Origin of the sequence: Streptomyces sp. KL109B (assembly GCF_030766935.1) — a bacterium.
GTDB lineage: Bacteria > Actinomycetota > Actinomycetes > Streptomycetales > Streptomycetaceae > Streptomyces.
In genome coordinates, this window is sequence record NZ_JASERL010000001.1 from 770,444 (window position 1) to 796,536 (window position 26,093).

The following is a 26,093-nucleotide window of genomic DNA, read 5'->3' on the forward strand; positions in this document are numbered from 1 at the left end:
ATGGCCGGGGGCTCACTTCATGCGTGGGTGGTGGATTGCTCTGGATTGGCCCACAGGGTACGCGGCGAAAGCGCTGGCCGTACCGGCCGTGCGCAATCCGGTCTCGGAGCGTGAGCATCCCGAGAGGCGTACGCCGTGAGCTGCAAGACTTCCGTCATGAGCAACAGCGCGTCTGACTACTTGCCGACCATGCACTCCTCGACGCCCGCGGTCACCCTCGACGACGTCCGCGGCGCCCAGAAGATGCTCTCCGGGGTGGCGCGGGTGACGTCGATGGCGCACAGTCACCACCTCTCCCAGCTGGCCGGGACGCCGGTCCACCTCAAGTGCGAGAACCTTCAGCGCACCGGCTCCTTCAAGCTGCGCGGCGCGTACGTGCGGATCGCGGGCCTGCTGCCCGAGGAGCGGGCCGCCGGGGTGGTGGCCGCGAGCGCGGGCAACCACGCGCAGGGCGTGGCCCTCGCCTCCTCGCTCCTCGGCGTGCGCTCCACGGTGTTCATGCCGGTCGGCGCGCCTCTGCCGAAGGTCGCCGCGACCCGCGAGTACGGGGCCGAGGTGCGGCTGCACGGCCAGGTCGTCGACGAGACCCTCGCGGCGGCGCAGGAGTACGCCGAGGAGACCGGCGCCGTCTTCATCCACCCCTTCGACCACCCGGACATCGTCGCGGGGCAGGGCACGCTCGGCCTGGAGATCCTGGAGCAGTGCCCGGAGGTGCGCACGATCCTGGTGGGCGTCGGCGGCGGCGGGCTCGCGGCCGGCATCGCCGTCGCGGTGAAGGCGCTGCGGCCCGACGTGCGGGTGATCGGCGTGCAGGCGGCGGGTGCCGCCGCGTACCCGCCCTCGCTGGCCGCCGGGCACCCGGTGGCGATCCCGTCCCCGGCGACGATGGCCGACGGCATCAAGGTGGGGCGGCCCGGCGACGTCCCGTTCGAGCTGGTCTGTGACCTCGTCGACGACGTCGTCACGGTCTCCGAGGACGCGCTCTCCAGCGCCCTGCTGCTCTGCCTGGAGCGCGCCAAGCAGGTCGTCGAACCTGCGGGCGCGAGCCCCGTGGCGGCGCTGCTGAGCGAGCCCGGGGCCTTCGAGGGCCCGGTCGTCGCGCTCCTGTCCGGCGGCAACATCGACCCCCTCCTGATGCAGCGCGTCCTCACCCACGGCCTCGCCGCCGCGGGCCGCTACCTGTCGCTGCGGCTTCGCCTGCCCGACCGCCCCGGCGCCCTGGCCACGCTTCTCGGGGTGTTGTCAGTGGCCGACGCTAACGTCACCGACGTGAGCCACGTACGGACCGATCCGAGGCTCGGGCTCACGGAGGCGGAGGTGGAGCTGCACCTGGAGACGAAGGGCCCCGCGCACTGCGTCGAGGTCGCCGACGCGCTGCGGGAGGCGGGCTACACCGTCATCGAATAATCCCGTGGCGGTACGCGATACATCGCGATAGCGTTCTCCTCGCACAGTGCGTTTCAGCCTTTGCCGGGCGCCCGAAACCCGGCAAATTTACACTTTCCTCACATAGGAAGTCACCCACACACTGGGGGAACCACATGCCAGGCGCCATCTACGCCGAAGGTCTGGTGAAGACCTTCGGCGACGTAAAGGCTCTGGACGGCGTCGATCTGGACGTACCGGAGGGCACGGTCCTCGGCCTGCTGGGGCCGAACGGGGCGGGGAAGACGACGGCCGTGCGCTGCCTGACGACCCTGCTCACACCGGACAGCGGCAAGGCGGTCGTCGCGGGTATCGACGTACTGAAGCACCCGAACGAAGTGCGCCGCTCCATCGGCCTGTCCGGCCAGTTCGCCGCGGTCGACGAATACCTGACGGGGCGGGAGAACCTGCAGATGGTCGGGCAGCTGTACCAGCTGTCCAAGAAGGACGCGAAGCGTCGGGCGGGCGAGCTCCTGGACCGCTTCCACCTCGCGGACGCGGCGGACCGCCCCTCCAAGACGTACTCCGGCGGCATGCGCCGCCGCCTCGACCTCGCGGCGGCCCTGGTCGTATCGCCGCCCGTGATGTTCATGGACGAGCCGACGACCGGGCTCGACCCGTACAACCGGCAGCAATTGTGGGACGTGATCCAGGAGTTGGTCGCGGGCGGTACGACACTGCTCCTGACGACCCAGTACCTGGAAGAGGCCGACCACCTCGCGCACGACATCTGCGTCGTGGACCACGGCCGCGTCATCGCCCGCGGCACCGCCGACCAGCTCAAGGCGCAGACCGGCGGCGAGCGCGTCGAGGTCGTCGTGCACGAGCGCGAGCACATCGACACGGCGCGCGCCGTCTTGAGTAAATACAGCCTCGCCGGCTTCGGCAAGGGCGAGGCCACCGTCGACCAGCACACCCGCAAGCTGACCGTCCCGGTCACCGGAGGCGCGAAGCTCCTCGCGGAGGTCATCCGGGACCTGGACGCCCGCGGCATCGAGATCGACGACATCGGGCTGCGCCGCCCGACCCTGGACGACGTGTTCATCTCGCTGACCGGCCATGTCGCCGAGGAACCCGAGGCGTCCGACGCGGCTGAGGCGGCCGAAGCGGCCGAGGACCCGAAGGGGGCGAAGAAATGAGCGCCTGGAGCGACTCCCTGGTCGTCGGCAAGCGGAACCTGATCCGGATGACCCGGATCCCCGAGATGATCCTCTTCGGGATCATCCAGCCGGTGATGTTCGTGGTCCTGTTCACGTACGTCTTCGGCGGCTCGATCGCCATCCCCGGCGCCGGAGTAAGTGCCGGTGCCTACAAGGAATTCCTGATGGCGGGCATCTTCGCCCAGACCGTCACCTTCGCCACGGCGGGCGCGGGCGCGGGCATCGCCGACGACATGCACAAGGGCCTCATCGACCGGTTCCGCTCGCTGCCCATGGCGCGCGGCGCGGTGCTCACGGGCCGCACCCTCGCCGACCTCGTGCAGACGGCCGTGACGCTGGTCGTGCTGGCGCTGGTGGCGCTGCTCGTCGGGTGGCGTACGCACACGAACATCGCGGAGGTGCTCGCCGGGTTCGGCCTGCTCCTGCTGCTCGGCTACGCGTTCACATGGATCGGCGCGCTGATCGGCCTGACCGTGCGCACGCCAGAGGCGGCGACCTCCGGCGGCCTGATCTGGCTGTTCCCGCTGACGTTCATCTCGAACGCGTTCGTGCCGGTGAACGGCATGCCGAGGTTCCTTCAGTACGTCGCCGAGTGGAACCCGTTCAGTGCCACGGTGTCGGCGTCCCGTGAGCTGTTCGGCAACACGATCGACGGCGTACCGAAGTCCCTGACCGGCGCCTGGCCGATGGAGCACCCGATCTGGGCCTCCCTGATCTGGTCCGTCGTGATCATCCTGGTCTTCCGCACCCTCGCGGTCCGCAAGTACCGCACCGCGGCCTGACGCCGACATACGACGAGGCCCCCGCGGCGTGCACACCGCGGGGGCCTCGTCGTATGTCCAAGAGCGTCAGCCGTTGAAGGGCTCCGCCTTGAGGATCCGGACCGAGGCCTTCTTGCCGTTCGGCAGTTCGTACTCGACGTCCTCGCCGACCTTGTGGCCGTTGACGCCCGTGCCGAGCGGCGACTGCGGCGAGTAGGTCTCGAACTCGCTGCTCGCGTACTCGCGGGAGGCCAGCAGGAACTCCAGGGTGTCGTCCTCGTCGCCGTCGAAGGCGATCGTGACGACCGTGCCGGGCGCGACCACACCGGTCGCCGCCGGGGCCTCGCCGACCTTGGCCTTCTCCAGGAGCTGAGTCAGCTGGCGGATGCGGAGCTCTTGCTTGCCCTGCTCCTCCTTGGCCGCGTGGTACCCGCCGTTCTCCCGCAGGTCGCCCTCCTCGCGCGCGGCCGCGATCTTCGCGGTGACTTCCTCGCGCGCGGGACCAGACAGGTACGCCAGCTCGTCCTTGAGCTTGGTGTACGCCTCCTGCGTCAGCCAGGTGACGTCTTCGCTGGTCTGGGTCACAGGTCGCTCCTCGTAGGTACTGGGTATACAAAGCATCGCCCTACCCAGAAGGATGTTCCCTACTGAGTGGGCGAAACCACGAGCCTAACAATTCAGACGTAAAAGGGGGAGGACAAAAGCCACCGGTGTTCCATCGGTGCAGGTCAGGTGCAGGTCAGTCGGCGTGACAGCCGAGCAGCTCCGCCGACGTTCCCCGGCCCGCCGTCTTCAGCGTGACGACCTTGTCGATCCGCTCGGTCTTCTGGTCGAAGCGGAAGTCGGCGCGGCCCACCTCGGCGCCGTCCGCGCTCTGCGAGCGGATCGTGCAGTAGCCGGTGGCGTCCGTGTCCTTGCGGATCTCCATGTGGACCTGGACGTTGTGCTTGTTCGTGTCGAAGGCGATGACCTCGCCGCTGAACTTGCTGCCGCCGACCACGTAGTACCAGCCGAACCAGATCATCAGCGCCGCGAACAGGGTGCCGAGCACGATCCCGGTGATCTTCAGCTTGCGGTCGGCGCGGGCGTCGGCGGAGCGCGAGGATCCGTATCGGCCCTCGGGCAACTGCTGCACGGCGCTCATCGGCCGGTTCCTCTCGTAACGCCCGACATGTTCAGGATGTTGTACGGGCACCGGAATTTTCCGCCCCCCGGCTTACGTCACTATAGAAGCCGCCCATTGCGCATCACGTACCCGGGCGTCCGTATCTCACCGAGGATCTTGTCTTGACTGAGCAGCTGCGACTGATGGCCGTTCACGCCCACCCCGACGACGAGTCGTCGAAGGGCGCGGCCACCATGGCCAAGTACGTGTCCGAGGGGGTGGACGTGCACGTCGTGACCTGCACGGGCGGCGAGCGCGGCTCCATCCTCAACCCGAAGCTCCAGGGGGACAAGTACGTCGAGGAGAACATCCGGGAGGTCCGCCGCAAGGAGATGGACGAGGCGCGCGAGATCCTCGGCGTCAAGCAGGACTGGCTGGGATTCGTCGACTCGGGACTGCCCGAGGGCGACCCGCTGCCGCCGCTGCCCGAGGGCTGCTTCGCCCTGGAGGACGTCGACCATGCGGCCGGCGCCCTGGTCAAGCAGATCCGCAGTTTCCGTCCGCAGGTCATCACGACGTACGACGAGAACGGCGGCTACCCGCACCCCGACCACATCATGACCCACAAGATCTCGATGGTGGCCTTCGACGGAGCGGCCGACGCCGAGAAGTACCCCGAGGCCGAGTTCGGCCCCGTCTACCAGCCGCGCAAGCTCTACTACAACCAGGGCTTCAACCGGCCGCGCACCGAGGCGCTGCACAACGCGCTCATCGGGCGCGGCATGGAATCCCCGTACGGGGACTGGCTCAAGCGCTGGGACGACATGGCGCGCACCGAGCGCACGCTGACCACGCACATTCCGTGCGCCGACTTCTTCGAGATCCGTGACAAGGCGCTGATCGCGCACGCCACGCAGATCGACCCCGACGGCGGCTGGTTCCGCGTGCCGATGGAGATCCAGCAGGAGGTCTGGCCGACCGAGGAGTACGAGCTCGCGCGCTCCCTCGTCGAGACTTCCATCCCCGAGGACGACCTCTTCGCGGGCATCCGACACAATGCCTGATGTGAACGCGAATCTGGCATTGACCCATCTCGTCCCCCTTGCCGCCAAGGAGGTCGACGAGAACAAGGTGACTCCGGGTGTCCTCGGCTTCATCGTCTTCGCCGTGATGGCCGTCGCCGTCTGGGGCCTGATGAAGTCGATGAACCGGCACATGGGCAAGGTCGACTTCAAGGAGAAGTCGGACGAGCCCGCCGGTGCGGCGAGCGGCAAGGGCGACACCGGCAAGTCGACCGCCTGAACGGCACCGGCCCCGCGCCCGAGTGCGCGCGGGGCCGTCGCGCGGTGTGCCGCGCGGCGCCGGCCTGACATGTTCAGGGCGAGGTGTCAGGGCGCGGGGTGTGCGCCCTCGGTGACCCCCATCACGTCCCGCGCATGCCGGTTCGGCACCATGCCCAGACGCCACGCCTGCCAGCCCGCGTCCAGGTCCACGCCCCGCTCCAGGAGCAACTGGTACGCCTCCACGTAGTCGTCGAGCTTGCCGTCGCGTGCCGGGTGCGAGGCGGCGGCGAGCCGGGACAGCTCCTCCTGGGCGACCGCCGTGCCGACCTCCGAACCGCCGGGCGAGGCGTACGGGAGGAGGGTGCAGCGCAGGAACGTCGCCCAGTCCTCGCCCCGCCGGTCCCCGTACCCGGCGAACAGGCCCGCCGCCTCCTCGCACAGCTCCATCGCCTGCCCGAGCCGCGCGTTGCCCGCGTCGACCACCGCCAGCTCCAGACACGTCCACGCCTCGCCGTGCGGGACGCCGATGCGCTGGAAGTCGGCGCGCGCGTCCATCAGGAGCTGCCGTGCGAACCCGGAGTTGCGCAGTGAGCCGGTCTGCGCGGCCCGTTCGTCGCGGGTGACGCGCGCCGAGTGGTGCCGGGCGCAGGCCAGGCCGTACACATCGCGCATCCGGGAGAACATCGTGCGCGAACGCTCCAGTTCACGGACCGCCTGATCGAGGCTGCCGGCCTCCTCAAGGGCCTGCCCCAGGTAGTAGTACGACCAGGCCTCGCCGCGCGCGTCCTCGCTCTCGCGGTGCCGGGACGCAGCCTGGCGCAGGCCGTCGACCGCGGCCGACGCCTCACCGTCGACGAGCCGGGCGCGGGCCAGCTGGGTCAGCGCCCAGGCCTGGCCGCGGCCGTCACGGGTGCGCCCGTACAGGTCGAGCGCCGCCCGCAACTCCTCCTCGGCGCGCGCCACATCGCCCATCCGCAGGCACAGCTGGCCGAGCTGGAAGTGCGCCCAGGCCTCGCCGTGCAGCGACTCGTTCTCGCGGTGCAGGGCGAACGCGTCGGTGAGCAGGGCCAGGGACTCGCGCGGGTGGGCGCGGTCCCGCTCGACCGCCGCGAGGGCGTGCAGCGTCCAGCCCCGGTCGCCCTTCGTCTCCGGCGTGGTCTGGAGGTCGAGAGCCTCCCTCAACTTCGCGGCCGCCTCGTTGAGTTGGCCCTGGTGGTGCAGGGTGATGCCGAGGGAGCACAGGGCGCGGGCCTCGCCCGCACTGTGGTGCGCCTCGCGGTAGAGGTCGACCACCGAGGACAGCGTCGTACGCGCCTTGTCGAGCTCGCCGAGCTGGCGGGCCGCGATGCCCGTGCGCCACTGGACCGAGCGCATGAGCAGGCCCTGGTCGATGGAGTGCGTCAACTCCTGTATCTCGCCGAGCCGGTAGAGGTCGCCGCGCAGCAGGCAGTAGTCGCACAGCGCGCCGAGCAGGCCGAGGACCGCGTCCTGATTGACGCCCTCCGCGTGCCGCAGCGCCGCCGTGATGAAGCTCGACTCGTCGTCCAGCCAGCGCAGCGCCGCGTCCAGGGACGTGAACCCGTGCGGCCCGGTCTGGCCCGCGCGCGTCGACATGTTGCCGTCGACGAGGCGGATCACCGAGTCGGCGAGGTCCGCGTAGTTCTGGATCAGGCGCTCCTGCGCTGCCGTCCGCTCCGCCGGCTCCTCCTCGTCGGCGAGGCGGGCCTGCGCGAAGTCGCGCACCAGGTCGTGCAGCCGGTAGCGGCTGCCGCGCACATGGTCGACGAGGCCGGCCCCGGCCAGCGCCGTCAGATGCCGCTTCGCCTCCGTGCTGTCCGTGGCGAGCAGCGCCGCCGCGGCAGCCGCGCCGAGCGAGGCGCGCCCGGCGAGCGCGAGCCGCCGAAGCAGCCGCCTGCCCTGCTCGGACTGGTCGGAGTAGCGCAGCCACAGCACCCGGTCGACCGCGGCCACCGGACCGTACGCGCCGAGGTCGGCGGCGAGCTGACGCGTCGTACGCGGACCGATCGCGGAGCCCGCGATCCGCAGCGCCAACGGCAGACCGTCGCACAACTCCCGTACGGCATCCGAGGATTCGGCATCGTAGGGGCCGGTCGTATCCTGCGCCGCCGCCCGCAGCAACTCCTCCGCGCCCGCCGCGTCCAGCGCCCGCACCGGCAGGTCGTGCACCCAGGCCGGGGTGTCGCCGCCGAGGTCGAGGGGCTCGCGCGAGGTGACGATCACGAGGCTGTCGGAGCGCTCGGGGACCAGCGCGCGGACCTGCTCGGCGCTCGCCGCGTCGTCGAGGACGATCGTCACCGGAAGCCCCGCCAAATGCTGGTGATACAGCTCGCTGAGCCGCTTGACCTGCTGCTCCTGCGAGGACCGCTCCCGGAACAGCAGCTGCTCGCGCGGCGCGCCGAGCCGGTTGAGGAGGTGCAGCAGGGCGTCCCGCGTGGGCAGCGCAGGCGCGTCCGGGCGGTCGCCGCGCAGATCCACCACGCACGCCCCGCGGAACTGGTCCCGCAGCGCGTGCGCCGCGCGCACCGCGAGCGTGGTCCGGCCGGATCCCGGTTCGCCGTGCAGCACCACCACGGTCGGCCGGGTCTCGGTGCTGGCGCGCGCCGCGTGCACCCACTGCGCGATCTGTGACATGGCGGTCCGCCGACCCGCGAACGGCCCCTCCGGCTCCGGGAGTTGACCGAACGATTGCTCAAGTACGCTCCTGCGGCGCGCCTCCGCGCTCTTGTTGGTCCTGCGCAACTGAGGCGTCGACGCCTTCTTCGACGTGCCAGTGCTGGCGGCGAGCACCCGCTGCTGATCGAGGAACGGCCGTATCCCCCGCACCTCCAGCGCCGTCAGCCACTGCAGGCGCAGCTGCTCCGGCCCGCCCGGCTGATTGCGCGCCCCGGCGCTGCGGTTCGCCGCCGGCACGTGCGCGGCGGTCACCTTCACGACGGTCATGGCGGAGCCGAGCACCGCGACGGCGGCCCCCGCTCCCAGCGCGACCCCCGTCCCCGTGCCGAGCAGCATGTCGGCGAACGTCGCGGTGACCGCCCCAACTCCCGTCACCATCAAGGGAGTCGAGCCCCGCTCCTGCGCGAACCGCTGCCCGAACGTCATCTGCCCCGCGTCCGCCTCGTCGAGGGCCCGCGTGAACGCGTCGTACTCGTCGGCCGCGCTGCGCCCCATGGCGTCGAGCGCGCCCTTCGCCCGCGACAGCAGCACGGCACCGTCCGCGCGCCCGCCGGAGCGCCGCACCTCTTCCTCCACGGCCCGAGCCAACAGCCGTTCGGCTTCCGCCCGATGGCTGTCCCGCATCTTCGCTCCCCCTCCGGTGGCGACCATACGGGTCAAGTGTGCTGCGTACGGGGTGGCTGCGCGAGGGTCCCGGGGATCGGAGACGTCTCCGTGACCCTGCGCGCTGCGCGCGGCGTCCGGCGCGGCGCGACGGTCCCACCGTAGGGTCCCGCCCCTGTGAGAGGCTGGATGGCATGAACCGGCTAGCTGGTGTGACCTCGCCTTATTTGCTTCAGCACGCGGACAACCCGGTCGACTGGTGGCCGTGGGGAGACGAGGCCTTCGCGGAGGCGCGGCGGCGTGATGTGCCCGTGCTGCTGTCGGTCGGCTACTCCGCGTGCCACTGGTGTCACGTAATGGCTCACGAGTCCTTCGAGGACGAGGCCACCGCCGCCGTCATGAACGAGAACTTCGTCAGCGTCAAGGTCGACCGCGAGGAGCGGCCCGACGTCGACGCCGTCTACATGGAGGCGGTGCAGGCCGCGACCGGGCAGGGCGGCTGGCCGATGACGGTGTTTCTGACGCCGGACGCCGAGCCGTTCTATTTCGGGACGTACTTCCCGCCCGAGCCCCGGCACGGCATGCCGTCGTTCACGCAGGTGCTGCACGGGGTGCGGGACGCGTGGGGCGAGCGGCGCGGGGAGGTCGCCGAGGTGGCCGGGAAGATCACCGCCGATCTGGCCGCGCGGGAGCTGCCGTACGGGAACACGGAGCTGCCGGGGGAGGGTGAGCTGGGGCAGGCGTTGCTGGGGCTCACCCGTGAGTACGACGCGACGCACGGCGGCTTCGGCGGCGCACCCAAGTTCCCGCCGTCCATGGTGATCGAGTTCCTGCTGCGGCACCACGCCCGCACCGGCGCCGAGGGCGCGCTCCAGATGGCCGTCGACACGTGCGAGCGGATGGCGCGCGGCGGGATCTACGACCAGCTCGGCGGCGGCTTCGCCCGCTACTCCGTGGACCGCGAGTTCACCGTGCCGCACTTCGAGAAGATGCTGTACGACAACGCGCTGCTGTGCCGCGCGTACGCCCACCTGTGGCGCTCGACCGGCTCCGAGCTCGCCAAGCGCGTCGCCCTGGAGACCGCCGACTTCATGGTGCGTGAACTGCGTACGAACGAGGGTGGGTTCGCCTCGGCGCTCGATGCCGACAGTGAGGATCCGGCGAGCGGCAAGCATGTCGAGGGCGCGCACTACGTGTGGACTCCGCAGCAGCTCGCCGACGCGCTCGGGGATCAGGGCGATGCCGATGTCGCCGCCCGGTACTTCGGCGTCACGGACGAGGGCACCTTCGAGGAGGGGGCCTCCGTGCTCCAACTCCCGCAGGACGACGGGGTGTTCGACGCCGCGCAGATCGAGCGGATCCGGGAGCGGCTGGGCGCCGCCCGCGCCGAGCGCCCCGCCCCCGGCCGTGACGACAAGGTCGTCGCCGCCTGGAACGGGCTCGCGATCGCCGCGCTCGCCGAGACCGGAGCGTACTTCGGCCGCCAGGATCTCGTGGACGCGGCCGTGTGTGCGGGCGACCTGCTCGTACGGCTGCACATGGACGACCTCACCCGGCTCGCGCGCACCGGTAAGGACGGGCAAGTCGGCCACAACGCGGGCGTGTTGGAGGACTACGCCGATGTCGCCGAGGGGTTCCTCGCGCTCGCGGCCGTCACCGGTGAGGGAGTCTGGCTGGAGTTCGCCGGGTTCCTGCTCGATCACGTCCTCGACCGCTTCACCGATGCGGACAGCGGGGCGCTCTACGACACCGCCGCCGATGCCGAGAAGCTCATCCGGCGGCCCCAGGATCCGACCGACAACGCCACGCCCTCCGGCTGGACCGCCGCCGCCGGCGCCCTCCTCTCCTACGCCGCGCACACCGGCTCCGAACCCCACCGCACCGCCGCCGAACGGGCGTTGGGCGTCGTGAAGGCGCTCGGGCCGCGGGCGCCGCGGTTCATCGGGAACGGGCTGGCCGTCGCCGAGGCGCTCCTCGACGGGCCGCGGGAGGTCGCCGTCGTCGGGGAGATCGGTGGGCGCATGCACCACGCGGCGCTTACCGGGACCGCCCCGGGTGCCGTCGTCGCGGCAGGGGAGGAGGGGAGTGCCGAACTCCCTTTGCTCGCCGACCGGTTGCTCGTCGACGGACGCGAAACCGCGTATGTGTGCCGTCACTTCGTCTGTGATGCCCCCGTGTCCGATGTTGACCAATTGAAGCGGACCTTGGGGGAGACGGAAGGGTAGTACGGGATTTAAGCGAACACCTCAACAAAATCACAGAATCCTCATGTTCTCGTGTACGGCGACACCCAGCGCATCACCGTCGACCGCCCCATCGCCAAGGCCGAGTTGATCCGCCCGGCGACCGTCACGCACTCCTCCGACCCCGACCAGCGGTACGTGGACCTGCCGCGCCCAAGTCCGAGCGTCCGAAGCGGACTTCGGCCCCGGTGAGCCCCGCCGTCTCCGGCTGCGACCGGCACTACGGCTCCGCGAACGTGTGCGTACCGACCGTGTTCCCGCCGCGGGTGAAGGCGACCACGAAGGCGCGGTGCGCGTGGCTGGAGGGCCAGGGCTACGGGCGGCTCAAGGTGAACGGGAAGGACGACCCGCTGCGGCTCGACCCGGACGGGGGCGGGTGGGCGTGTGAGCGACGCGTGACTGGTGCCCTGGAGTCCTAGAGCCCTAGACCCCTGGAGTCCTAGAGCCCGTGCTGCACCGTGTCGAGGGCGCGCAGCACGAGCTCCCGCAGGTCGTCCTGGTGGTCGTGCTCGGCCCAGTACATCGTGGCCTGCATGAGGGCGCCGACCAACGCCATGGCGTAGACGCGGACTTCGAGGTCGGCGGCGTCCCGGCCGGTGCGGCCCGCGATGACCCGGCACAGCAGCCGGCCCGTGGTCGACATGGACTCCATCATCCGCGAGCGCACCGCGGGCGTCTCCACCTGGAGCCGCAGCCGCAACTTGGTGATCTCCGGATCCTCGTCCGTGAAGGCGAGTTCCAGGCTGCGCTGGACGACGTGCCGCACGGATTCGACGATCGACTCGTCCTCGGGCCGCTTGAGCAGCTCCCGCTCCAGGATCGGATCGAACTCGTCCGTGAGGACGATGTCCTCCTTGGTCGGGAAGTAGCGGAAGACCGTGGACGGCGACACCTCGGCCGCGTCGGCGATCTGCTCGACCGTCGTCGCGTCGTACCCCTGCTCCGCGATCAGGCGGTACGTCGCCTCACGGATCGCCGTCCTGGTCTTGATCTTCTTGCGCTCGCGGAGCCCGATCTTGGGCTCCGCGGGCTGCTGTGCTGACGCGGCCATGGCGCTCATTCTCAGGCATCGGCGCTGACCGGGGCCACCTCCGGGTCGGCGGGGGCGTTGTCGTCGGCGGTTCCGGGCAGCAGCACCGCCGTCAGCAGGGCCGCGGCGAGGGCGACGATGCCGGTGACCACCAGGGCGAGATCCATGCCGTGCACGAAGGCGCTGTTCGCCGAGGCCGCGAGGGCCGGGTCGCCGAGTTTTCCGGCGACGACGTGCGCGCCGACCACCGAATCGCGCGCCACGTCCGCCGCCGCCTCGGGCAGCCCCGCCGTGCCGAGCCGGGCCGTGTACGCGCCGGAGAGCACGGCGCCGAGCAGGGCCACGCCGAGCGCGCTGCCGGTCTGCCGCACCGTGGACAGCAGGCCGGAGCCGCGGCCGGCCTGGTCCTTGGCGAGCGCGGCCATGGCGCCGCCCATCGCCGGGATCATCGCGAAGGCGACCCCGACCCCGGCGATCGACAGCCACAGCGCCGTGAAGCCGTACCCGGAGTCGACGGTGGTGCGCGCCCCGAGGAACGCGGCGAAGGCGAGGACCACGAGGGCCACGCAGATCACGGCCCGCGCCCCGAACTTCGCGACGAGGGGGCCCGCCAGCTTCGCCGCGAGGAGCATCCCGCCCATCAACGGCACGATCCGTACGCCGGTGCCGAACGAGTCGATGCCGAGGACCGCCTGGAGGTACTGCGGCAGCAGGAACAGCAGGCCGGTCAGGATGAACATGCCGAGCGTCGCCGCCAGCGTGTTGGAGAGGAAGCCCCGGTGCGCGAGGAGCGACAGGTCGAGCATCGGCCGCCGGCTCCGCCGCTCGCGCAGCACCAGCGCGCCGATCAGCACGACGGCCGCCAGGAATCCGCCGAGGACGACGGCGCTCGTCCAGCCCTTCTCGGGGCCCTCGATGATCGCGTAGATGAGGGCGCCGAGTCCGAGCGCGGTGAGCGCGGTGGAGGGCACGTCGACCTTCGGGGCCGCCGGGTCCCGGCTCTCGGGGAGCAGGAACAGGCAGGCGGTGATGCCGATGGCGACCATCGGCACGTTCAGGACGAACACCGAGCCCCACCAGAAGTGGTCCAGCAGCCAGCCGCCGACGATCGGGCCGAGCGGCAGGCCCAGCGCGGAGGCCGCCGAGATCGCCCCGATGGCCTTGGTCTGCTCCTCGCGCGCGAACAGCGACGGGATCACGGACATGGCGAGCGGCATCACGAACGCCCCGCCGACGCCCATGAGGGCGCGGGCCGCGATGACCCAGGCGACATCGCCCGCGAGCGCGCCCACGACGGACGCCGCGAGGAAGACGCCGAGCCCGGCGACGAGCATCCGGCGCCGCCCGAACCGGTCGCCGAGCAGTCCCGCCGGGAGCATCAGCGCGGCGAACACCACGATGTACGCGTCCGCCATCCACTGCTGCTGGCCGGTGGTGGCGCCGAGGTCTCCGGCGATCGTCGGCAGCGCGACGTTGAGGATCGTCATGTCGAAGCCGAGCACCAGCATGCTCGCGACCAGGGCCCCGAGGGCCCACCAGCGCCGGGGGTCGGGGTGAGCCTCCACCCCAGTAGTGACAGTAGCCATGAAATGAGAGTAGCTCTCAAAATCGGGTGTCTGTCAATATGGGGGGTCGGTGTGAGCGCGCAAAAAGGCCGCGGCGGGAAGCCGCGGCCTTGAAGGAGGAAGAGAGGAAGAGGGGAAGAGGGGAAGCGTCAGGCGTGCTGGTACGCCACCAGGGAGATGCCCACGTAGTGCACGACGAACGCCGCCAGCGTGAACGAGTGGAAGACCTCGTGGAAGCCGAACCAGCGCGGGGACGGGTTCGGGCGCTTGATGCCGTAGATGACGCCGCCCGCGCTGTAGAGCAGCCCGCCCACGATCACGAGGACGAGCACCGCGATGCCGCCCTCCCGCATGAAGTCCGGCAGGAAGAAGACGGCCGCCCAGCCCATCGCGATATAGCAGGGGGTGTAGAGCCAGCGCGGGGCGCCGACCCAGAAGACCCGGAAGATGATCCCCGCCGCTGCCGCCGCCCAGATGCCCCACATCAGCCACTGTCCCTTGGCGCCGGGCAGCAGCAGCATCGTCAGCGGCGTGTACGTACCGGCGATGATCAGGAAGATGTTGGCGTGGTCGAGCCGGCGCAGGATGCCGCCCGCGCGCGGCCCCCAGTCCCCCCGGTGGTAGAGCGCGCTCACGCCGAACAGCAGGCAGGCCGTCAGTACGTAGATGCCGCAGGCGACCCGGCCGCGCGTGGAGTCCGCGAGGGCCGTCAGGAACAGGCCCGAGATCAGCACGGCGGGGAACATGCCCGCGTGCAGCCAGCCGCGCAGTCTCGGCTTCAGCACGGAATGCTGGGCGGCGGGGACTTCGGGCTGCTCGGTGGCGACGCTCATCCCCGCATCGTACCCAGCCGAACCTACGCGACCGTAGGTAACGGCCCTCGTGAGTGGCCATGCTCACTTCGCTCACCTGTGAGGCCCCCTGGACAGATGGGCGATTCGGTCGGATGATCAAATGAGTGCGGTCGGCACCGGATGAGCGCCCACTGAGCTCCAGTGGATTGGGAGGCGCAGCGTCCGGGTCGCAGCCCCCACGGGGCAATCAACCTCAGAACCCCTCTTTTAGGAGCGATCGTGGCGCGCGACATCGCGGCTCCCTCCCTGGACACCCTCCCGACGAACCACCAGGAACTGATCTCGTGGGTCAACGAGATCGCCGAACTGACGCAGCCGGACAGCGTGGTCTGGTGCGACGGCTCCGAGGCCGAGTACGAGCGCCTCGCGGACGAGCTCGTCGCGAAGGGAACGTTCAAGAAGCTCGACCCCATCAAGCGCCCCAACTCGTACTACGCCGCTTCCGACCCGTCCGATGTCGCGCGGGTCGAGGACCGTACGTTCATCTGCTCCGAGAAGGAGGAGGACGCGGGCCCCACGAACCACTGGAAGGCCCCCGCCGAGATGCGGGAGATCTTCCGGGGCAACGAGGGGAACGGGGGGATTTTCCGTGGCTCCATGCGGGGCCGCACCATGTACGTCGTCCCGTTCTGCATGGGCCCGCTCGGCTCGCCGCTGTCCGCCATCGGCGTCGAGATCACCGACTCGGCGTACGTGGCCGTCTCCATGCGCACGATGACCCGGATGGGCCAGCCCGTCCTCGACGAGCTCGGCTCGGACGGCTTCTTCGTGAAGGCCGTGCACACGCTGGGCGCCCCGCTGGGCCCCGACGAGGCGGACGTGCCGTGGCCGTGCAACTCCACGAAGTACATCTCGCACTTCCCGGAGACCCGCGAGATCTGGTCGTACGGCTCCGGGTACGGCGGCAACGCCCTGCTCGGCAAGAAGTGCTACGCGCTGCGCATCGCGTCCGTCATGGCGCGCGACGAGGGCTGGCTCGCCGAGCACATGCTGATCCTCAAGCTGACGCCCCCGCAGGGTGAGTCGAAGTACGTCGCCGCCGCCTTCCCGTCCGCCTGCGGCAAGACCAACCTCGCGATGCTGGAGCCCACGATCTCCGGCTGGACCGTCGAGACGATCGGCGACGACATCGCCTGGATGCGGTTCGGCGAGGACGGCCGCCTCTACGCGATCAACCCGGAGGCCGGTTTCTTCGGTGTCGCGCCCGGCACCGGTGAGCACACCAACGCCAACGCCATGAAGACCCTGTGGGGCAACTCCGTCTTCACGAACGTCGCGCTCACCGACGACAACGACGTGTGGTGGGAGGGGATGACGGAGGAGACTCCGGCGCACCTCACGGACTGGAAGGGCAACTCCTGGACGCCGGAGTCAGGGGTGCCCGCCGCGCACCCCAACGCCCGCTTCACCACCCCCGCCTCGCAGTGCCCGATCATCGCGCCGGAGTGGGAGGACCCGCGCGGCGTGCCGATCTCGGCGATCCTGTTCGGCGGGCGTCGTGCCTCGGCCGTGCCGCTGGTGACCGAGTCCTTCGACTGGAACCACGGTGTGTTCCTCGGCGCGAACGTGGCGTCCGAGAAGACCGCCGCCGCCGAGGGCAAGGTCGGCGAGCTGCGCCGCGACCCCTTCGCCATGCTGCCGTTCTGCGGCTACAACATGGGCGACTACATGGCGCACTGGGTGAAGGTGGCCGAGAACAAGGATGCCGCCAAGCTCCCGAAGATCTACTACGTCAACTGGTTCCGGAAGAACGCCGACGGCAAGTTCGTGTGGCCCGGCTTCGGTGAGAACTCGCGCGTCCTGAAGTGGATCGTCGACCGGCTCGACGGCCGTGCCGAGGGCGTCGAGACGCCGATCGGCATTCTGCCGACCAAGGAGTCCCTGGACACGAACGGCCTCGAACTGGCCGACTCCGACCTGGACTTCCTGCTCACGGTCGACAAGGAGGCGTGGCGCGACGAGGCCTCGCTCGTGCCGGCCCACTTCAACACCTTCGGCGACCACACGCCGACGGAGCTGTGGGACGAGTACCGCAAGCTGGTGGAGCGGCTCGGCTAGAGCCTCCTCATGCCTGGGGTCCTCCTAGGGCCTCAGGCCGCCACGAGGGCGTGGGCCTCCATGCGCTGTGCCGCCAGGATCGCCGCGGCGGTGTCGGCGCGGGAGGCCGCGACCACCAGGGCGCGGCCCGCGAGGGCGTGCGCCCGCTGGTGCAGCGCGTCGATGCCGGGTTCGTGAATCGCGGCGGCCACCGACGCGCGCACCGGCATCAGGCCCCCGCGCAACCGCGCCACCTGCGTGGCCAGCGCCTCCGCCGCCTCGTCCAGGTCGTCTCCCGGAGCGAGGTGGCGCAGCTCGTCGGTCACGGCCAGGAGGGCGGCCAGGTGGCCCGCGAGCTGGATGTCCAGCTCCTCCTCACGGGAGCGGTGCGGGAAGTCGACGCTGTCGGCCGCCGTCGAGTGGACCGACTTGGTGCGGATCGGCTCGTACATAGGAGGCCTCCAGGGCATGCGTGTCAGCTTGACCTCCATCGTACCTTAGATCGTGTCTAAACTAGAACCTGTCCAAAGTAGGGGCGTGGCGTCTGCGCGTCACGGCTGGCTGTAGCCGTCCAGGAAGTTCCCGATGCGGGTCACCGCCTCCGTCAGCTGCCGGGTGTCGGGCAGCGTGACGACGCGGAAGTGGTCGGGCTCCGGCCAGTTGAAGCCGGTGCCGTGCACCACCATGATCTTCTCGGCGCGCAGCAGGTCGAGGACCATCTGCCGGTCGTCCTTGACCTTGAAGACCTTCGGGTCGAGCCGCGGGAACAGGTACAGCGCCCCCTTGGGCTTCACGCACGTCACGCCCGGGATCTGCGTCAGCAGGTCGTAGGCCACATCCCGCTGTTCCTTCAACCGGCCGCCCGGCAGCACCAGATCGCTGATCGTCTGGCGTCCGCTGAGCGCCGCGACGACGCCGTGCTGGCCCGGCATGTTCGCGCACAGGCGCATGTTGGCGAGGATCGTCAGGCCCTCGATGTACGACTCCGCGTGCGCGCGCGGGCCCGAGATCGCCATCCAGCCGACCCGGTAGCCGGCCACCCGGTACGCCTTCGACATGCCGTTGAAGGTGAGCGTCATCAGGTCGGGGGCGACGGCGGCGGTCGGGGTGTGCGTGGCGTCCTCGTAGAGGATCTTGTCGTAGATCTCGTCGGAGCAGACGAGGAGGTTGTGGCGGCGGGCGATGTCGGTGAGGCCGCGCAGCATCTCGTCGCTGTATACGGCGCCCGTGGGGTTGTTGGGGTTGATGATGACGATGGCCTTGGTGCGGTCGGTGACCTTCCGCTCCACGTCGGCCAGGTCCGGCATCCAGTCCGACTGCTCGTCGCAGCGGTAGTGCACGGCGGTGCCGCCGGAGAGCGAGACGGCGGCGGTCCACAGGGGGTAGTCGGGGGCGGGGACGAGGACCTCGTCGCCGTCGTCGAGCAGTCCCTGCATCGCCATCACGATGAGTTCCGAGACGCCGTTGCCGATGAAGACGTGCTCGACGTCGGTCTCCACGCCGAGGGTCTGGTAGTGCATCATCACCGCGCGGCGGGCGGCGAGCAGGCCCTTGGCGTCGCCGTAGCCGTGCGCGTCCCCGAGGTTGCGGAGCATGTCCTCGAGGATCTCGGGCGGGCACTCGAAGCCGAACGCCGCCGGGTTGCCGGTGTTCAGCTTCAGGATGCGGTGACCAGCCGACTCAAGGCGCATCGCCTCCTCAAGAACCGGGCCACGGATCTCGTAGCAGACGTTGGAGAGCTTGGTCGACTGGATGAGCTGCATGCTCAGACTTTACGGCCGTGTTTCGTGGCGCCGCGCACCGTTTGTCGCCCGGTGCGGCGGCCCCGGCGGCACCCGGTTTCGGATGCGGTGGCACGGAGTGCCGGAGCCTTGGGATCGGCGGGTTCCGGGGTGGGTGCGGCTTGGATGGGGCGGGTCGAGGGGGTGGGTGAGGGGCGGGTGAGATGAGCCACTCCGGGCTCCTTCGGGGGTGTGGCCGGGGCGCGGCGCGGCTAATCGAGCATGCGTTCTAATTCTTCGCTACGGTGGGGCCCATGCTGCAGGGATCGCTCTTCGACCAGGCCGAGGACATCGCGCTCGGCGCGCTCGCTCCGGTGCGCCGCACCGTGCTCGGCGACGGCGCCTGGATCGACGTACTGCCGGGGTGGCTGAGCGGCGCCGACGCGCTGTACGAGCACCTCGCGGGCGGTGTCCCGTGGAAGGCCGAGCGGCGGCGGATGTACGAGCGGGTCGTCGAGGTGCCGCGGCTGCTGAGGTTCTACGGGGCGGGGGAGGGGCTGCCGCACCCCGTGCTCGGCGAGGCCCGCGACGCGCTGTCCGCGCACTACGCCGAGGAGTTGGGCGAGCCCTTCACCACGGCCGGGCTCTGCTTCTACCGGGACGGGCGGGACAGCGTCGCCTGGCACGGCGACCGGATCGGGCGCGGGGCGCGCGAGGACACCATGGTCGCGATCCTGTCGGTGGGCGCGCCGCGCGATCTGCTGCTGCGGCCCGTGGGAGGCGGCGGGCCGACCGTGCGGCGGCCGCTCGGGCACGGCGACCTCATCGTGATGGGCGGCTCGTGCCAGCGGACGTGGGAGCACGCGATCCCCAAGTCCGCGCGGGCGGCCGGGGGCCGGATCAGCGTGCAGTTCCGGCCAAATGGGGTGCGCTGAACGGGAGTTGACCCGCATCCGGACCGGATCCCACCTCTTGCCCGGCCGTCCCGCGCCACAAAAGAATGCGCTCGGCAACCATCGGCTACAGGCGTCCCACCGGACGCCATGAGGGGATCAACCGATGCAACCGATGCAACCGATGCGATCGATGCGGTCGATGCACCCGATCAAGAAGTCCATCGCCGGGGGCGTGTTCGCGCTCGCCCTCGTCGGCGCGGGCGCGGCGCCCGCCCTCGGCGCGGACAGATCCCAGGACGCGCCCGTCACCTTCGCGGGCACCGTCGCGCTCAGCAACTGCTCCGGCTCCGTCGTGCGCACCCCGCAGTCGCAGCCGGACGACCCGGCGCTCGTCCTCTCCAACGGCCACTGCCTGGAGACCGGCTTCCCGAAGGCCGGAGAGGTGATCGTCGACCAGCCGTCGAAGCGGACGTTCAAGCTCCTGGACGCGGACGCCGGTGAACTCGGCACGCTGACGGCGAGCAAGATCTCGTACGCGACGATGACCGACACGGACATCTCGCTCTACCAACTCACCACCACGTACGAGGAGATCGAGAACAAGTACCACGTCGCGCCGCTGCTCATCGACCCCCGGCACCCGCGCAAGAACACCGACATCTCCGTGGTCTCCGGGTACTGGAAGAAGCAGTACAAGTGCTCCGTCGACGGGTTCGCGTACCGGCTGAAGGAGTACTGGTGGACCTGGAAGGACTCGGTCCGCTACACGCCCGAGTGCCAGACCATCGGCGGCACCTCCGGCTCCCCGGTGATCGACGACCACACGGGACGTGTGATCGCCGTCAACAACACCGGCAACGAGGACGGCGAGCAGTGCACCCTCAACAACCCCTGCGAGGTCGACCGCAAGGGCCGGATCACCGTGCGCAAGGGCATCAACTACGCGCAGCAGACGTACGGGATCGTGCCCTGCGTCGCCCATGACAGCAAGATCGACCTGGGTCGGAAGGGCTGCGAACTGCCCGAGCCCGCCGCGTAGTTCACCGGGATCACTTGGTGGTGCGCCGTACGGACCTGCCCGCGAGGACGTCCGTACGGCTGCCGTCCTCGATCACGAACTTTCCGTCTACGAGGACGTGCGGGATGCCGACGGGCAGCGTGCGCGGCGCCTCGAAGGTGGAGCCCGCGGCGACCGTCTCCGGGTCGAAGAGGACCAGGTCGGCGCGGTAGCCCTCGCGGACCAGGCCGCGGTCGGGGAGGCGGAGGCGGGCGGCCGGGCGGGACGTGAGGTGCGCGACCGTCTCCTCCAGGGACATGACGCCGAGGTCGCGGGCGTAGTGGCCGAGGTAGTGCGGGAACGTGCCGTACGCGCGCGGGTGCGGCTTGTAGCCCTGGAGGATGCCGTCGCTGCCGCCCGTGTGCACGGGGTGCTGCATGATCGCGCGGACGTTGTCCTCGTGACCGACGTGCTGGAGGATCGTCGAGCCGAGGTTGTCGTTGATCAGCAGGCGGCGGGCGGTGACCCAGGGGGCCTCGCCGCGCTCGGTTGCGGCCTGCGCGACCGTCTTGCCGACGCAGGAGGCGAGCCCGGGGTCGGAGACGCCCGAGATCTCGATCCTGTCCCACTCGATCGGTACGCCGTGACAGCCGTCCGCGCCGATCTCTTCGACGTGGTGGCGGATCCGCTCGGCGGTCTCGTCGTCCTTGAGGCGGGCGAGGGTGGCGTCGGGGCCGCCCTCATTGGCCCAACTGGGCAGCATCGCCACGAGAGTCGTCGCGCCCGGGGTGTACGGGTACGTGTCGAGGCTGATGTCGGCGCCGCCCGCGATGGCCTCGTCGAGGAGGGCGAGGAGGTCCTTGCCCTTCCCCTTGTTCACGCCGAAGTTCATGGTGGCGTGGGCGAGGTGGAGGGAGCATTCGGCGGTGCGGGTGAGCTCGACCATCTCGCGGTAGGCGTCGAGGGCGCCGGCGCCGTAGCTGCGGTGGTGCGGGCAGTAGTAGCCGTCGTACTGCGCCACCACCCGGCACAGTTCGGTGAGTTCGGCGTCCTTGGCGTACATGCCCGGGGTGTAGGTCAGCCCGGAGGACATCCCCACGGCGCCCTGCTCCATGCCCTCCGCGACGAGGCGCTTCATGTGGTCGAGCTCGGCGGGGGTGGCGTCGCGGTCGTCCCAGCCGACGGCGTACATCCGGACGGTGCCTTGGGGGATGAGATAGGCGGCGTTGACGGCGATCCCCTGGCGGTCGATCCGGTCCAGGTACTCGCCGACCGTGCGCCAGTCGAAGTCGATGTCGGAGCCGTCGCCGTTCCAGCCGGTGATGGCCTGGCGGACCTGGGCGAGGGTGCGGTCGTCGACCGGGGCGTAGGACAGGCCGTCCTGGCCGAGGACTTCGAGGGTGACGCCCTGGGCGGCCTTCGCGGAGTGGTCGGGGTCGCGGAGCACGGCGAGGTCGCTGTGCGCGTGCATGTCGATGAAACCGGGGGAGAGGGCCAGGCCCTCGGCCTCCACGGTGCGCTCCGCGGTGGGGCGGGGGCCGTCTCCCTCGCGGCGGATCTCGGCGATCCGGCCGTCCTGTACGGATACGTCGGCTCGGTAGGAGGCGTCGCCGGTGCCGTCGATGACGCGGGCGTCGCGGATGACCAGGTCCATGGGGGGTGCCTCTCTGAGGGTGAGGTCGATTCTTCGGCGCCGTGGCCGGAGCCGTCCGTATCGGTGCGCCGCACCGGGGGCCGCCTTGCCCACCCTGCCGCCCAAGGCGGCAGATTGCCCAAGGCGGGTGCGGTCGACCGCGACGGGTGGGTAAATCAAGCCCCGCCGGCGTTTGAGGCGCGGGGTCCGGGGCGGAGCCCCGTGGCGTAGGTGGACGGGTGCCGGGCGGGGCGCCGGGTCGGCTTCGGCTAGAAGTACGTGCGGATGTAGTCCACGACCGTGCCGTCCGACTCCACCAGCGGAATCAGCTGCCACTTGTCGAAGGACGTGCACGGGTGCGACAGGCCCATGCCGAGCCAGTCGCCCACCTCCACGTCCGCCCCGGGCTCCGTACGAACCCATCCGTGCTGATCGGAAAGCCCCGACACGGTGACACCGACGGCCTCGCGGACCTCACCCGTGCGCCCGTCCCGGACGACCTGCGCCTCCGGCAGGTCGATGTCGTACGCCGCGTCCCGCTTGCCCGCGTTGGTGAACGCCTGCCCGTCGTTCGGCCGGGAGACGAACTGCGCCCACAGCCGGAACGCCGGCTCCAGCGCACCCTCCTCCGGGACCCGGTTGAACGGGGTGAGGTGCCGGTAGTGGCCGTCGTCGTGCGAGACGTAGGCGCCGGAGCGCAGCAACTTCAGGACAGGGAGCGTCAGTTCGGGGATCTCGGCGAACACGTCCGCCACCGCGTCGAACCACGCGGAGCCACCCGCGCTGACCACGATCTCGTCCAGGCCGACGCCCGCGAAGCGCCCCGCCTTGTCGAAGTCGGCGAGGAGCGCGACCAGGCGGCGCAGCCACGCCCGTACCCGCTCACCGTCGGCGTCCGGAACCTCGCCCTCGTACCCGGCGACCCCCACGAGCCGCAGCCTGTCCGCGGCGGCCACCGCGTCCGCGATCGCCGCGCAGTCCGCCTCGGTACGGGCCCCGGTGCGCGCGCCGTCACCCGCGCCCAGCTCCACCACCACGTCGACCGGACGGCCCGCCCCGGCCGCCGCGAGCGCGGCCTGCATCAACTCCACGCCGCGCGCCGAGTCGACGTAGCAGACGAAGCGGAAGGAGGGGTCGGCGTCCAGTTCCCGCGAAAGCCACTTCAGCGCCGCCGCGTCGACCAGCTCGTTCGCCAGGAAGATCCGCTCGATGCCGAACTCCCGGGCCACGCGCACCTGGTGGGGCACGGCGAGGGTGATGCCCCAGGCGCCGTGCTCGATCTGCCGGTGGAAGAGCTGCGGGGCCATCGACGTCTTGCCGTGCGGGGCGAAGGCGAGGCCGTGGCGGGCCGAATAGGCCTCCATGAGCGCGAGGTTGTGCTCCAGGCGCTCGGCGGAGAGGGCCAGGATCGGCGTGGTGAAGCCGTCCGTGAAGAGGTTCAGGCGGCGGGCCGCCAGCTCGCCGACCGTCGTGCCGTCAGCCTCCGGAGGCAGGCCCTTGAAGCGGAAGTCGACCCGGTCGTTCGCGAGGTCCTTCAGGCGCTGAGTCCTGCGCTCGACGGTGGCTTCGGGGTTCTCGGCGGTCACGGCGCCTCCTCCAGGCAGTCCGTTGCGCTATTTGCAACGGTCATTGCGTATGTCGCTTCATGCTGTCTAACATCCGAGCCAACGTCGGGTCAACGGAGCCCGAAGTCCCCCAGCCGCGAGGAGTGCGACCCACCGTGACCGCCACCGGACCCGCAGTACCCACCAGCGCACCCGCCGCCGGCACCACGCCCGACGTCGTCGCGCTCGGCGAGTCCATGGTCACGTTCCGGCCCTCGGAGCCCGGGCGGCTCGCCGACGTGCCGTCCTTCGACCGCGGGATCGGCGGCGCCGAGTCCAACGTGGCGTGCGTGCTCGCCGCCGCCGGACACCGGTCCGCGTGGATCAGCCGGGTCGGCGCCGACGGCTTCGGCGACCACCTCGTCGAGGCCATCGGCGCGTACGGCGTCGACACCTCCGCCGTACGCCGTGATCTGCACCGCCCCACCGGCATCTACTTCCGCACGGCCGGGGACCGGGCCAGCGCCGCCCACGAGGTCGCCTACTACCGGGCCGGTTCCGCCGCCTCCGCGATGTCCCCGGCCAACCTGGACCTGGACGCGCTGCGCTCCGGCCGGATCCTGCACCTGTCCGGGATCACCGCCGCGCTCTCCGCCAGCTGCCTCGACCTCCTCCGTACGCTCGTGAGTACGCGCACGGGCTCCGCCCCGCTCGTCTCCTTCGACGTCAACTACCGCCCCGGCCTGTGGCCCGGCTCCGCCGAGGGCCCCGACGTACTCCTCGAACTCGCCCGCCGCGCCGACATCGTCTTCGTCGGCGACGACGAGGCCGAGGACGCCTGGGGCATCACCGGCGGACCCGACGCCATCCGCGAGGCGCTGCCCGAACCGTCCCTCCTGGTCGTGAAGCGGGGCGCGGACGGCGCCGTCGCCTACGACGCCGACGGACGCCACGACGAACCCGCCCCGCGCGTCGACGTCGTCGCCGCCGTCGGCGCGGGCGACGCCTTCGCCGCCGGATTCCTCTCCGCCACCCTGCGCGGGCTGCCCGTCGCCGAGCGGCTTCGCCACGGACACCTCTGGGCCGCCGTCGCCCTCACCGAGCCCGGCGACCTCGCCGCCCCGCCGAGCCGCGCCCGGGCGGACCGCCTGGTCGGCCTCGACGCCGACCGGTGGGGGAGACTGCACGTCGGCCCCGGTTGGGCGGACGCCACCGGCGAGGCAACCGACCGCGAGGCCGCCGAGGAGGAGGTACGTACGCCATGAGCCAGACCGTCGACCGCGCGCTCAGCATCCTGCCGCTGCTCGCCGAGGGACCCGCCGACCTGGGCCAGGTCGCCGACCGGCTCGGCGTGCACAAGTCCACGGCGCTTCGCCTGCTGCGCACCCTCCACGAGCACGGCCTGGTGCACCGCCAGTCCGACCAGCGCTACCGCCTGGGCGCCCGCCTCTTCGCGCTCGCGCAGGAGGCCGTGGAGAACCTCGACGTACGCGAGATCGCCCACCCGCACCTCGCCGAGCTCAACGAGAAGGTCGGGCACACCATCCACCTCGCGGTGTACGAGGAGAACGAGGTCCTCTACATCGACAAGGTCGAGAGCCGCTACCCGGTGCGCATGTACTCGCGCGTCGGCAAGCCCGTCGCCATCACGGTCGCGGCCGTGGCGAAGCTGCTGCTCGCCGACCTCTCCGAAGCCGAGCGCCGCGTCGTCGCGGAGAAGCTCGACTACCCCATGTACACGTCCCGTTCGACCCCCAACGCCGCCGCGTTCCTGCGGGAGTTGGAGAAGGTGCGCGAACAGGGCTGGGCCACCGACCTCGGTGGCCACGAGGAGTCCATCAACTGCGTCGGCGCCCCCATCCGCGGCGCGGACGGCCGGGTCGTCGCCGCCATGTCGGTCTCCGCGCCGAACGTCGTCGTCACCGCCGAGGAACTCCTCAACCTGCTCCCGCTGGTGCGCCGCACGGCGGAAGCCATCAGCCGGGACTACTCCGGTACCCCTCCCAAGTAACACCCCTCCAAAGAAAGCCAGTTAAAGATCATGACCGAGAAGACCGCGCTCACGCCCGCCACCCACACCACCCCGCCGGCGAAGTTCTCGCACGGCGTCAAGAAGGGCAACATCCTTCAGGTCGCCGGCCAGGTCGGCTTCCTGCCGGCCGAGGAGGGCAAGGCCCCGACCCCCGCGGGCCCGACCCTCAAGGAGCAGACCCTCCAGACCTTCGCCAACGTCAAGGCGATCCTCGAAGAGGGCGGCGCGAGCTGGGACGACGTCATGATGATGCGCGTCTACCTGACGGACGTCGACCACTTCGCCGAGATGAACGCCATCTACAACGAGTACTTCGAGGGCCAGGGCCTCAAGGAGGCCCCCGCCGCCCGCACGACCGTCTACGTCGGTCTGCCCAAGGGCCTGCTCATCGAGATCGACGCGCTCGCCGTCCTGAGCTGAGCACCTTTCTCACCCAGTAGTTCGTACGTCGTCACGGTGCGGCGCCCCTGCCAGGGGAACGCCGCACCGCGATCCCCCCTGCCAGGAAAC

22 protein-coding genes and 1 pseudogene are annotated in these 26,093 nt (G+C 70.7%); 13 read left to right on the forward strand and 10 right to left on the reverse strand.

The features are described 5' to 3' along the window. Positions 1-156: 156 nt before the first annotated feature. From ilvA to RBJ65_RS03730, 3 genes are all read left to right on the forward strand, one after another. Positions 157-1,407 (forward strand): threonine ammonia-lyase, encoded by a 1,251-nt coding sequence (gene ilvA / locus RBJ65_RS03720; protein ID WP_306317773.1) that lies wholly within the window; start codon positions 157-159, stop codon positions 1,405-1,407. 134 nt (positions 1,408-1,541) lie between these two features. Next, positions 1,542-2,564: an ATP-binding cassette domain-containing protein gene (locus RBJ65_RS03725; RefSeq protein ID WP_306317774.1), complete on the forward strand. Its 1,023-nt coding sequence runs from the start codon at positions 1,542-1,544 to the stop codon at positions 2,562-2,564. Beyond that, positions 2,561-3,367, forward strand: a complete 807-nt coding sequence (locus tag RBJ65_RS03730; RefSeq protein WP_306317775.1) for an ABC transporter permease — start codon at positions 2,561-2,563, stop codon at positions 3,365-3,367. Before RBJ65_RS03725 ends, RBJ65_RS03730 begins: the two co-directional genes overlap by 4 nt. A 66-nt stretch (positions 3,368-3,433) precedes the next feature. On the opposite strand, the gene greA is transcribed toward RBJ65_RS03730, so the two are convergent. Both greA and RBJ65_RS03740 read right to left on the reverse strand, forming a co-directional pair. Next, a complete protein-coding gene (gene greA, locus RBJ65_RS03735; RefSeq protein WP_306317776.1) occupies positions 3,434-3,931 on the reverse strand; it encodes a transcription elongation factor GreA in 498 nt (165 codons plus the stop codon). 154 nt (positions 3,932-4,085) lie between these two features. Next, complete coding sequence (locus RBJ65_RS03740; RefSeq protein ID WP_306317777.1) at positions 4,086-4,490, reverse strand: DUF4307 domain-containing protein; 405 nt, start codon at positions 4,488-4,490, stop codon at positions 4,086-4,088. Positions 4,491-4,633: 143 nt separating this feature from the next. On the opposite strand from RBJ65_RS03740, the gene mca reads away from it, so the two are divergent. Continuing rightward, complete coding sequence (mca, locus tag RBJ65_RS03745; protein ID WP_306317778.1) at positions 4,634-5,515, forward strand: mycothiol conjugate amidase Mca; 882 nt, start codon at positions 4,634-4,636, stop codon at positions 5,513-5,515. Then, entirely contained in the window at positions 5,508-5,753 is a 246-nt protein-coding gene (locus tag RBJ65_RS03750) for a hypothetical protein (protein WP_306317779.1), read from the forward strand. Before mca ends, RBJ65_RS03750 begins: the two co-directional genes overlap by 8 nt. A gap of 86 nt (positions 5,754-5,839) precedes the next feature. On the opposite strand, the gene RBJ65_RS03755 is transcribed toward RBJ65_RS03750, so the two are convergent. Then, on the reverse strand, positions 5,840-9,052 hold the full coding sequence (locus RBJ65_RS03755; RefSeq protein WP_306318012.1) for a tetratricopeptide repeat protein: 3,213 nt from the start codon (positions 9,050-9,052) through the stop codon (positions 5,840-5,842). Between the two features lie 173 nt (positions 9,053-9,225). On the opposite strand from RBJ65_RS03755, the gene RBJ65_RS03760 reads away from it, so the two are divergent. Both RBJ65_RS03760 and RBJ65_RS03765 read left to right on the forward strand, forming a co-directional pair. Continuing rightward, on the forward strand, positions 9,226-11,256 hold the full coding sequence (locus RBJ65_RS03760) for a thioredoxin domain-containing protein (RefSeq protein WP_306317780.1): 2,031 nt from the start codon (positions 9,226-9,228) through the stop codon (positions 11,254-11,256). A 54-nt stretch (positions 11,257-11,310) separates the two neighbouring features. Further along, positions 11,311-11,693 (forward strand): annotated as a pseudogene (locus tag RBJ65_RS03765) (hypothetical protein); the annotation flags it as partial. 20 nt (positions 11,694-11,713) lie between these two features. Here the strand turns inward: RBJ65_RS03765 and RBJ65_RS03770 are convergent. From RBJ65_RS03770 to RBJ65_RS03780, 3 genes are all read right to left on the reverse strand, one after another. Next, positions 11,714-12,325, reverse strand: a complete 612-nt coding sequence (locus RBJ65_RS03770) for a TetR/AcrR family transcriptional regulator (RefSeq protein WP_306317781.1) — start codon at positions 12,323-12,325, stop codon at positions 11,714-11,716. An 11-nt stretch (positions 12,326-12,336) separates the two neighbouring features. Beyond that, positions 12,337-13,890 (reverse strand): DHA2 family efflux MFS transporter permease subunit, encoded by a 1,554-nt coding sequence (locus RBJ65_RS03775; RefSeq protein WP_306317782.1) that lies wholly within the window; start codon positions 13,888-13,890, stop codon positions 12,337-12,339. A gap of 128 nt (positions 13,891-14,018) precedes the next feature. Next, positions 14,019-14,702: a hemolysin III family protein gene (locus RBJ65_RS03780; protein WP_306317783.1), complete on the reverse strand. Its 684-nt coding sequence runs from the start codon at positions 14,700-14,702 to the stop codon at positions 14,019-14,021. A 240-nt stretch (positions 14,703-14,942) separates the two neighbouring features. On the opposite strand from RBJ65_RS03780, the gene RBJ65_RS03785 reads away from it, so the two are divergent. After that, entirely contained in the window at positions 14,943-16,781 is a 1,839-nt protein-coding gene (locus tag RBJ65_RS03785; RefSeq protein ID WP_306317784.1) for a phosphoenolpyruvate carboxykinase (GTP), read from the forward strand. Between the two features lie 32 nt (positions 16,782-16,813). Here RBJ65_RS03785 and RBJ65_RS03790 read toward each other — a convergent pair whose 3' ends face one another. Both RBJ65_RS03790 and RBJ65_RS03795 read right to left on the reverse strand, forming a co-directional pair. Next, the gene (locus RBJ65_RS03790; protein ID WP_306317785.1) at positions 16,814-17,212 is read right to left on the reverse strand and encodes a hypothetical protein; all 399 of its coding nucleotides are present in this window, start codon (positions 17,210-17,212) and stop codon (positions 16,814-16,816) included. Between the two features lie 99 nt (positions 17,213-17,311). Further along, complete coding sequence (locus RBJ65_RS03795; RefSeq protein WP_306317786.1) at positions 17,312-18,523, reverse strand: pyridoxal phosphate-dependent aminotransferase; 1,212 nt, start codon at positions 18,521-18,523, stop codon at positions 17,312-17,314. Positions 18,524-18,795: 272 nt separating this feature from the next. Here RBJ65_RS03795 and RBJ65_RS03800 point away from each other — a divergent pair, with 272 nt between their 5' ends. Together RBJ65_RS03800 and RBJ65_RS03805 are read left to right on the forward strand one after the other, a co-directional pair. Further along, positions 18,796-19,416, forward strand: coding sequence for an alpha-ketoglutarate-dependent dioxygenase AlkB (locus tag RBJ65_RS03800; protein ID WP_306317787.1), 621 nt, complete (start codon positions 18,796-18,798; stop codon positions 19,414-19,416). Positions 19,417-19,585: 169 nt separating this feature from the next. After that, positions 19,586-20,416, forward strand: coding sequence for a serine protease (locus RBJ65_RS03805; protein ID WP_372341224.1), 831 nt, complete (start codon positions 19,586-19,588; stop codon positions 20,414-20,416). A gap of 10 nt (positions 20,417-20,426) precedes the next feature. Here the strand turns inward: RBJ65_RS03805 and RBJ65_RS03810 are convergent, their stop codons facing one another. After that, positions 20,427-22,028: an amidohydrolase family protein gene (locus RBJ65_RS03810; protein WP_306317788.1), complete on the reverse strand. Its 1,602-nt coding sequence runs from the start codon at positions 22,026-22,028 to the stop codon at positions 20,427-20,429. A gap of 248 nt (positions 22,029-22,276) precedes the next feature. Then, positions 22,277-23,545 (reverse strand): alanine racemase, encoded by a 1,269-nt coding sequence (locus RBJ65_RS03815; protein WP_306318014.1) that lies wholly within the window; start codon positions 23,543-23,545, stop codon positions 22,277-22,279. A gap of 182 nt (positions 23,546-23,727) precedes the next feature. Between RBJ65_RS03815 and RBJ65_RS03820 the strand changes: the two genes are divergently transcribed. The 3 genes from RBJ65_RS03820 to RBJ65_RS03830 are packed head-to-tail and all read left to right on the forward strand — an operon-like array spanning position 23,728 to position 26,003. Continuing rightward, a complete protein-coding gene (locus RBJ65_RS03820) occupies positions 23,728-24,816 on the forward strand; it encodes a sugar kinase (RefSeq protein ID WP_306317789.1) in 1,089 nt (362 codons plus the stop codon). Continuing rightward, positions 24,813-25,562 (forward strand): IclR family transcriptional regulator, encoded by a 750-nt coding sequence (locus tag RBJ65_RS03825; RefSeq protein WP_306317790.1) that lies wholly within the window; start codon positions 24,813-24,815, stop codon positions 25,560-25,562. Before RBJ65_RS03820 ends, RBJ65_RS03825 begins: the two co-directional genes overlap by 4 nt. A gap of 30 nt (positions 25,563-25,592) precedes the next feature. Continuing rightward, positions 25,593-26,003: a RidA family protein gene (locus RBJ65_RS03830; RefSeq protein ID WP_306317791.1), complete on the forward strand. Its 411-nt coding sequence runs from the start codon at positions 25,593-25,595 to the stop codon at positions 26,001-26,003. Positions 26,004-26,093 lie beyond the last annotated feature (90 nt).